General features: G+C 59.9%; 6 protein-coding genes. 3 read left to right on the top strand and 3 right to left on the bottom strand.

The features are described 5' to 3' along the window. Window positions 1-152: 152 nt before the first annotated feature. From TK42_RS16625 to TK42_RS16615, 3 genes are read left to right on the top strand one after another with little or no spacing between them, the layout of a single operon-like run. A complete protein-coding gene (locus tag TK42_RS16625) occupies window positions 153-812 on the top strand; it encodes a paraquat-inducible protein A (RefSeq protein ID WP_103734690.1) in 660 nt (219 codons plus the stop codon). Next, the gene (locus TK42_RS16620) at window positions 799-1,422 is read left to right on the top strand and encodes a paraquat-inducible protein A (protein ID WP_032878056.1); all 624 of its coding nucleotides are present in this window, start codon (window positions 799-801) and stop codon (window positions 1,420-1,422) included. Before TK42_RS16625 ends, TK42_RS16620 begins: the two co-directional genes overlap by 14 nt. Next, entirely contained in the window at window positions 1,415-3,718 is a 2,304-nt protein-coding gene (locus tag TK42_RS16615) for a PqiB family protein (protein ID WP_103734689.1), read from the top strand. The genes TK42_RS16620 and TK42_RS16615 overlap by 8 nt, the downstream gene beginning before the upstream one ends. Before the next feature lie 186 nt (window positions 3,719-3,904). Here the strand turns inward: TK42_RS16615 and mksF are convergent, their stop codons facing one another. From mksF to mksB, 3 genes are read right to left on the bottom strand one after another with little or no spacing between them, the layout of a single operon-like run. Beyond that, on the bottom strand, window positions 3,905-6,745 hold the full coding sequence (gene mksF / locus TK42_RS16610) for an Mks condensin complex protein MksF (protein WP_103734688.1): 2,841 nt from the start codon (window positions 6,743-6,745) through the stop codon (window positions 3,905-3,907). Then, window positions 6,742-7,449, bottom strand: a complete 708-nt coding sequence (mksE, locus tag TK42_RS16605) for an Mks condensin complex protein MksE (RefSeq protein ID WP_032878054.1) — start codon at window positions 7,447-7,449, stop codon at window positions 6,742-6,744. Before mksE ends, mksF begins: the two co-directional genes overlap by 4 nt. Next, a complete protein-coding gene (gene mksB, locus TK42_RS16600; RefSeq protein WP_005784507.1) occupies window positions 7,439-8,716 on the bottom strand; it encodes an Mks condensin complex protein MksB in 1,278 nt (425 codons plus the stop codon). Before mksB ends, mksE begins: the two co-directional genes overlap by 11 nt. Between the last annotated feature and the right edge of the window lies 1 nt (window position 8,717).

The raw sequence follows: 8,717 nt of genomic DNA, 5'->3' as shown, positions 1-8,717 counted from the left end.
GCAAACAGGGGTTTTGTTTTGGGCGGTCGAAAAGTGTCCACTCTATCCGCGCACGGCTGGCATCCCTCAATCGCCCGACAAAATTGCACAGTTATTTCCGAGCCAGAGCACTAGAATAGCCACCTAACTATTTTAGAGTCAGAGCCCTATCTATGCCCGATCCGGTTGATGCCGTTGAGGTGTCGGATTTACCACTGGACGACCTGGTGGCATGCCATGAGTGCGATTTGCTGATGCGCAAGCCAGCGCTCGCCCCTGGCGAAAAAGCCCAGTGCCCACGCTGTGGCTACGAGTTGTATGCTCACCGCCACAATGTGGTCGAGCGGGGCCTTGCTTTAGTACTTGCGGCCCTGCTGCTTTACATCCCGGCGAACTTTTTGCCCATCATGCAGCTCAATCTACTCGGGCAGTCCTCGGAGGACACCGTATGGAGCGGCGTTGTTGGCTTATTCGATACCGGTATGCAAGGCGTTGCTGCCGTTGTGTTCTTGTGCAGCATGGGGATCCCCTTGCTAAAGCTGCTCTGCCAATTGGCAGTGTTGCTCAGCATCCGCTGGAACATCGGTCGCAGTTACGGGCTGTTGTTGTACCGCATCTACCACCATATGAAGGATTGGGGGATGCTGGAGGTCTACTTGATGGGCGTACTGGTGGCAATCGTAAAGCTCGCCGACATGGCCTCCATCACGATCGGCCTGGGTCTGGTCTGCTTCGTCAGTTTATTAATGGTTCAAGTTCTGCTTGAGGTGGTGATGTCACCCCATCAGATCTGGCAAGCACTGTCAGGAGAGGATGACCATGCGGGCGATTGATGCAGGCATTCTGATTTGTACCGAATGCCATGAATTGAACAAGCAAGAAGCGGATACCGACGAGCAACTCTGTACCCGTTGCGGCGCGTTGATCCATGCGCGTCGCCCCAATAGCCTCACCCGTACCTGGGCATTGCTGATCACCGCAGCAATCTTGTATATCCCCGCCAACCTGTTGCCCATCATGACCGTCAACTCCCTCGGCCAAGGCGACCCGAGTACCATCATGGCGGGTGTGATCCAGCTGGTGCAGCACGGCATGTTTCCTATCGCCGCCGTGGTGTTCATCGCCAGTATTCTGGTGCCGACATTCAAGTTGGTAGGCATCGGCCTGTTGCTGTTCTCGGTGCAGCGTCACCAACCGCTGTCCGCGCAACAACGCATTGTGATGTACCGCTTTATCGAATTCATTGGCCGTTGGTCCATGCTGGATATCTTCGTGATCGCTATCCTGGTGGCGGTCGTTAACTTTGGGCGACTTGCCAGTGTCGAGGCCAATCTCGGCGCTGCAGCGTTCGCCAGTGTGGTGATCTTGACGATGCTTGCCGCAGTAACTTTCGATCCCCGACTGATTTGGGATAACACGGAGTCGGACGACGACCATGAGTGATTTGCCTAAAGCTAAAACCCGCCCGGCCTCCAATTGGTCGGCTATTTGGGTGTTGCCCCTGATTGCCCTGATCATCGGTGGCTGGCTGGGGTGGCGCGCCTACTCCCAGCAAGGTCTTGAGATTCAGGTTCGCTTTGAGAGCGGCGAGGGTATTCAAGTCAACAAGACTGAAGTGGTCTACAAAGGCATGACCGTCGGCAAGGTCAAGACCCTGGCCCTGGATGACGAAGGCAGCAATCGCGGGGTGATCGCCACCATCGAGATGAACAAGGACGTCGAACAATATCTCAAGACCAACACCCGCTTCTGGTTGGTCAAGCCCAGCGTCAGCCTCGCCGGCATCACTGGCCTGGAGACCCTGGTTTCGGGTAACTACATCGCCGCCAGCCCGGGCGATGGTGAGCCCACGCGCAAGTTCAAGGCGCTCTCTGAAGAACCACCGTTATCCGACGCCAAGCCGGGCCTGCACCTGACGCTCAAGGCCGACCGCCTGGGCTCGCTGAACCGTGGCAGTCCGGTGTTCTACAAGCAGATTCAGGTCGGCCAGGTCAAAAGCTATCTGTTGTCCGAAGACCAGAGCATCGTTGAGATCAAGGTTTATATCGAGCCGACCTACGCCAGCCTGGTGCGCAAGCACACGCGTTTCTGGAACGCCAGCGGCATCAGTATCGACGCCAACCTCTCCGGGGTGAAGGTGCGCAGCGAATCGCTTTCCAGCATTGTGGCCGGTGGTATCGCCTTCGCCACGCCTGAGAATCGCCAAGACAGCCCACCCACCGACCCGAGCCTGCCTTTTCGCCTGTACGAGGACTTCGATGCCGCCGCAGCCGGCATCAAGGTCAAGGTCAAACTCACCGATTTCGAAGGCCTCCAGGCCGGGCGTACCCCGGTCATGTACAAAGGCATCCAGGTTGGTAGCCTGAAAACCTTGAAGATCGACCCGGACCTGTCCAGCGCCAGCGCCGAGTTGACCCTTGATCCTTTGGCCGAAGACTACCTGGTCCAGGACACGCAATTCTGGGTGGTCAAGCCGTCCATCTCCCTGGCAGGCATCACCGGCCTGGAAGCACTGGTCAAAGGTAACTACATCGCGATCCGCCCGGGTGACAAAGGCACCCCGCCACAACGTGAGTATGTGGCCCGCGCCAAGGCGCCGCCGTTAGACCTGCGCTCCCCCGGCCTGCACATGGTGCTGCTCACCGACAATCTGGGCTCGCTGGATGTCGGCAGCCCGATTCTGTACAAACAGGTCAAGGTGGGTTCGGTGCAGAGCTACCAGTTTTCACGCAAGAAGAAGCAACTCGTGATCGGCGTTCATATCGAGAAAGAGTATGAAGGCCTGGTCAACGGCTCGACACGTTTCTGGAACGCCAGCGGTGTCACTCTCACTGGTGGGCTCACCGGTGGCATCCAGGTCAAAAGCGAATCCCTGGCCAGCCTGATGGCCGGCGGTATCGCCTTCGAAACACCGGAGCCCAACGTTCCCCTGAAGCACCGTATCCCGCGCTTCCGTTTGTTCGCCGACCGTGACGCCGCGAATCAGCATGGCACCCTGGTGACGATCAAGGTCGATCGTGCCGACGGCCTGCGCCCCGGTACAGCCGTACGCTTCAAAGGCCTCGATGTTGGCAAGGTCGAGAGCGTCGACCTCAGCGCCGACATGCAGTCCGTATTGCTGCGCGCCCGTATTACTCAGGTGGCTGATCGTATCGCCCGCGCAGGCAGCCAGTTCTGGGTGGTCAAGCCGGAGCTGGGCCTGATGAAGACCTCCAATCTTGAAACCCTGGTCACCGGGCAATACATCGAGGTGCAGCCTGCGGTGAAAAATGCCGGGCCGCAAAAAAACTTTGTTGCACTGGATCAGCCGCCGGAGGCTGTCCATCAGGAGCAAGGCCTGAGCCTGACACTCAGCGCCGCTCGCCGTGGTTCGCTCAAAGAAGGCGTGCCGGTCACTTACCGTGAAGTCACCGTGGGCAAGGTCACCGGCTATGAACTGGGCCAGACCGCCGACCGTGTGTTGGTGCATATCCTGATCGAGCCCAAGTACGCACCCCTGGTACGCAGTGGCAGTCGCTTCTGGAACACCAGCGGCTTCGGTCTCGACTTCGGCCTGTTCAAGGGCGCGACGGTGCGCACCGAGTCCCTGGAGACCTTGGTGGCCGGCGGTATCGCCTTTGCCACGCCGGATGGCGAACGCATGGGCAACCCGGCACGGCCACAGCAGACCTTCCCGTTGTTCGATAAGTTTGAAGATGAGTGGCTGACCTGGGCGCCCAAGATTCCACTCGGTAAATAAACCGATGCGCGGCCTTCGCGAGCAAGCCCGGCTCCCACAGGGATATGCATTTTCAGCAAGTATGCATTCCAACTGTGGGAGCCGGGCTTGCCCGCGATGAGGCCCACAAACACACCGCAAATCCCAAGCCGAAAAAAAGGCCGCGATCCAAAAGATCGCGGCCTTTTTGCATGTCAGCGCAACGCGTCAGACCTCATCCAGCTCCGGCTCATCGGCTTGCACATTCATCGTCGCCTTCACCACATCATGGCGACGGATGTATTTCCAGTCCGCCTCATCAATGTAGATTCCGTTCGGCCCGCTGCCGCCTTCCAGGTCGATCGCCACCTGGGCGGAGACCTGCGGCTTCACACTGGCCAGGATCGGCACGAAGCCCAGTTGCAAGCTGGTTTCCAGCAAGGCAGCCTGGTTCTTCTCATCAATGTCTGCAGCCTCATCGAGGTAATACGGCAAACGCACACGGCCGGCCTGGTCACGGTCCATCAAGTGCAACAACAAGTACATGTTGGTCAGCGCCTTGATGGTCATGGTGGTGCCGTTGGACGCGGCGCCATCGATGTCGGTATGAATCACCGGCTGACCGTGCACCTTGGTGATCTCGAACGCCAGTTCGAACAAGTCCTTGAGGCCCAGCTGGTTATGGTTGGCCGCAACGAGGCGCGCCAGGTATTCCTTGGCCTCTTCGTTCTTGTTGTCCTGCTCGGCGCTCTGGCTGAGGTCGAACACCGACAGCGTTTCGCCTTCTTCATACTGGCCAGCACTGTGGATGATCTGGTCGATATGCTTGAGGGCTTCCTTGTTCGGCGCCAGCACGATGCGAAAACTCTGCAGGTTGGAGACCTGGCGTTTGTTGATCTCGCGGTTGAATAACGCCAACTGGTGTTCAAGGCTGTCGTAGTCGCTACGGATATTGCGCAGGGTACGGGCAATATCGGTCACCGCTGCTCGGCGTGCCTTCCCCAGCGTCAACGCCTCATCGGTGCGGTGCGCGTAAGCGTTGATCAGCAGCTGCAGGCGACGCTCCATGTCATCTTCGCTGTCGAACTTGGCCACACCCTTGAGGCGCACCTGAGCGTACAGGGCTTCGATCTGGCCGTCGGCGCGCAGCAAGCCCTGCCAGCTATCCTGGTAGTCATTGAGCAGTGGCAGCAAGTTGTCCATGGAGTCGTCGACCGGGTCCATGAACGGCGTGCCGAACGGCAGGTCCGCCGGCAACAGCTGACGACGACGCAACGCATCATCCAGCGTGCGTTGCTTGGCTTCCATATCGCCGATCTGGCGGCCGACCAGTTGCAGCTTGGCCGATAATTGCTGGACGCGCTCGGTAAAGGCATCGCTGGAGCGCTTCAGCTCATCCTGGGCGGCTTCCATTTGCGCCAGGTTTTCCAGCTTCTCGCCTTCTTCTGCACTTAGGGTCTGGGTGCGGCGGAAATCTTCCAATGCCTTCTGAGCATCCAGCACCTGCTGATACAGCGCTTCGGTCTGGGTCTTGCTCGCCGCGCGGTCGGAAGCTACGGCGTGCTGGGTTTTGAGTTGCTTGAGTTCTTTTTCCAGGCGCTCCTTCTGGTCGCGCAATGCGGCGCGGTCGGCCAGGGCCTGCAACGCAGGCGGCTCGATGTGCGAGATGTCGATGGACAGCCCCGGCACTTCAAAGCGCTCGCCTTTGAAGCCATCGAGAATCTGCTCCAGGGATTTGACCCACTGGCCGTCCTCATCCAGCGTGATGCCGTGCTCACCCAGAGGCAGGCTGAACAACGAGCTGTTGAACAGGCGCATCAGACGTTCGACATCCTGTTGCGAGAACTCCTCGCGCAGCTTGGCATAGCTGTTGTTGTCGGCGTGATCGAGTTGCTGCCTGACCGACTTCAAGCGCTTTTCCAGGTCGCGCAGACGCTCGTCCAGGTCCTCGGCGCTGAACTGTCGCGACTGCGCCAATGCGCCCGCCAGTTCATCGTGGGCGTCCTTGGCGGCGAGCAACTGTTGCTCCAGCACCTTGACGTCATCCACCAGGGCAAAGCGATGCTTGAGTACCGACAGCTCGCCCAGCCAACGCTGGATACCGCTGATCTCCCGCTCCAGACGCATCAGTTCCTGAGTACCGCCACGCTGGTCGTTCTGCAGCGCGTCCTGCTCGTTGCGGTAGTGCTCGGCCTGGATGGTCAGCTCTTCCTTGCGCGCACTGGCGTAGTCCGACCAGGTGCCCAGCAACGAATCCAGCAGCGGTGACAGGCGATGCAGTTTGCCGCGCAAGGCGTCGCGTTGTTTCACGCCATTGGCCAACGCCTCGACCAACGGCCCGGCAGCCACCAGCGAGTTGTAGTCCTGCTCCATGCGTCGCACATCACGGAAGGCTTCTTCGCACGCAGCGATGTAGTCGACACTGCCTGAACGCAAGCTGTGTTCGAACGCGTCGAGGAACAGTTGCTTGAGCTTGGCCGCGGTGATTTCGCGCATGTGCAGCAGGTTGATAAACAACGCACGGAACGTCTTCAAGCTCTGTTCGCTGGTGGAGCGCAGCGGGATCAGGGTCAGGTCCAGCGGGATCGACGTATGGCCGCCCACCAGCAAGCGCCGTAATTCATCAGGCTTGAGTTCGTAGGCTTTGAGACCCTCGCGCTCAAGGTTGGTAAACAGCTCTTTCTGACGCAGACAGGTGTCGTTTTTCTGGTAGTGAGCCAGGTCCAGCTTGCCCGCATAGGCAAAGAACTGGTGACCGAAACCGCCGCCCGGCCCGCGTCCGACCACGCCGATGACGTGCGGGCCGTGGGGCAGGGAGACTTCTACCAGGATGTAGCTGGTATCGGTGGCAAAGTAGAAGCGCCGCGATTGTTCCAGCGTGTACTTGCCGAAACTCATGTCCGACATGCGCGCCAGGATCGGGAACTGCAAGGCGTTGATGGATGCGGATTTACCCAGGTTGTTCGCGCCGTACACCGACAGCGGCTCTTCCAGCGGGAACAAGCCCAGGCTGTAACCGGCGGTGTTCAATAGGGCGAAGCGGCGGATGCCGTAACGTTCCTTACTCATACGTCGGTTTCCTGTTCTTCGGCAATGGCTCGGGCCAGGGCGTCTTCTTCGCTTTCCTCATCGAAGGCGCTAAGGTCCAGCGGGTCATCGGTCTTCAGCAGTTTTTCATCGCTGTCTTCGTCGATGATCACTGGCACCGGCAGCGGCAATACGCTGTGCACGCTGGCGGCGAGGTCGCGGTCCTGTTGCACCGACAGGCACACGTCGAGGAAACGGTGCATTGGTGGCAGGAAGCGGTAGATACCGTTGTCTTCGCTGGCAAAACCGAGTTGGGTCATGCGACGCATGATTTTTTCTTCGAGCTCTTCCTGGGTCTGCACTTCGGCCTGGATAAACAGGTCGCGGTACTTCTCCAGCAACGAAGGCAATTCGTCGCGCCCCAGGCTGCCGCCGTCGAGCACGGCAACCGGGTCGCGGCCCTGGTCGGCCAGGTGCTCGACGAGAATGAAGGTAAACAAGGCCAGGCGCTGGGCGGTCTTGTTGACCTGCGCGGCAGCCACGGCGGTGTCCGGGACGAAGTAGTAGAAACCGCGGGTATCGCATACCAGCTCAAAGCCCAAGGCCTTGAACAGCGTGCGGTACTGGTCCTGGAAGTTCGACAGCTGCGCGTACAGCTCCGGGTCGCGGCGGCTGACGTGGTAACCCTTGAACAGCTCGCGAAAAATCGGCGCCAGCTGGGACAGTTCGGATAGATCAAGATGCATAAGGGGTGCTCGCAGAATTCTCGGTGGCGTCAACGCCGGCCGGGAGCAGGGCGAAGGAGCGCAGGCTGACCTGATGCTCGTGGGTGTGGTAATCGCGACGTTCCAGGCGCTCGCGCTTGAAGCGTTTTTCCCGGGACAGGCGTGAAAACCAGTACAGCAATTCGTCGGTGGCGCCGTCGGGCTCCTGTTCCAGCAGCCAAGTCATCAGGTCCGGCATCGGCAGGGCGTCTTCGCAGCGCTCGAGCATTTCCTTGACCGTACGCGGCGCGCGCGGGGCTTCGCCCTTGTGGGATTTGTGCGCCTTGGGGAATCGCGCCGGTTTCGGCTCGAAATTGGCCAGGGCATACACATAAGCCTCGACCTGGCTGGCGCTGCCCAGGAAGGTGCTTTGCGGTCGGGTGAACATCGGCATCGCCGCTTGCGGCACCGCGTCCAGGCCTTTACGGCGAATCGCCGACAAGGCTAGCGCAGCGCCGCGAGTCACTGCGTTATGCCGGCGTGCTTCTTCGCGCAGCGGCAACAGCAGCTCGCGCGCATGGCGCAAGGTCAACTGGGCGCTGGTCTGCATTTCGAGGATGCGCGCGTGAGTGCGCAGCAGCATGTCGTCGTCCACCAGGTGGCCAAGACGCTGTTGCTCGGTGAGCATGCGCAGCAGCACGTTTTCCACCTTGCGCACGCCTTGCTCGAAGGCGCCGTCAGCGTTCACCAACTGAATCATCGGCTCGACGTATTCGTCCCAGGTTGCCAACACCTCGGCGTAGCGCTGGCGCAACGGGATCTGGCGGTCGCTGGTCTTGGCGCGATCGGCCACGGCGGCGAGGGCCTGTTCGTCGTTGGCAAGTTTTTTCAGCACGTCGCGCACGCGCATATCCAGCAAGCGCAGTTGCCGGGCCAGGTCATGGCCGTCGCGGATGTCAAAGGCGTCCTGGATATAACCGGCCAGACGCTCGAGGTGGCGCAGGTAGGCTTCGATTTCCAGGCACAGGCCAAGCCGGTGCTCCTTGCGAAGATAAGCGAGGAAGTCGTGGATCTGCGCGTTGAGCTCGAAACGGTTCGGGCTCTTGGCGACAGGTACCAGGATATCCAGGCGAATCCACACGTCCAGCAGGCTGGTAATGTCCTGGGGCGTGCTGTCCAGTTGTTGGGCGGCCAATTGTGCGCGCAGCTCGCTCAGGCTCAGGGTGCCTTGGTCGAAGTGTTCGCACAGAGGCTCAAGTAAGGCCCAGTGTTCGGCGAGGGCGCGCAGGACGCGCTTGGGTTCGATCATG

This window comes from Pseudomonas sp. GZJR-8, from assembly GCF_002916705.1.
GTDB classification, from domain to species: domain Bacteria; phylum Pseudomonadota; class Gammaproteobacteria; order Pseudomonadales; family Pseudomonadaceae; genus Aquipseudomonas; species Aquipseudomonas synxantha_A.
This window is presented reverse-complemented; position numbering and strand designations above follow the sequence as displayed.

Bases quoted from the DNA above. Each gene is read 5' to 3' on its own strand.
- TK42_RS16620 (WP_032878056.1), top strand. From the start codon at position 799: ATGCGGGCGATTGATGCAGGCATTCTGATTTGTACCGAATGCCATGAA.
- TK42_RS16625 (WP_103734690.1), top strand. From the start codon at position 153: ATGCCCGATCCGGTTGATGCCGTTGAGGTGTCGGATTTACCACTGGAC.
- mksB (WP_005784507.1), bottom strand. From the start codon at position 8,716: ATGATCGAACCCAAGCGCGTCCTGCGCGCCCTCGCCGAACACTGGGCC.
- TK42_RS16615 (WP_103734689.1), top strand. From the start codon at position 1,415: ATGAGTGATTTGCCTAAAGCTAAAACCCGCCCGGCCTCCAATTGGTCG.
- mksF (WP_103734688.1), bottom strand. From the start codon at position 6,745: ATGAGTAAGGAACGTTACGGCATCCGCCGCTTCGCCCTATTGAACACC.
- mksE (WP_032878054.1), bottom strand. From the start codon at position 7,449: ATGCATCTTGATCTATCCGAACTGTCCCAGCTGGCGCCGATTTTTCGC.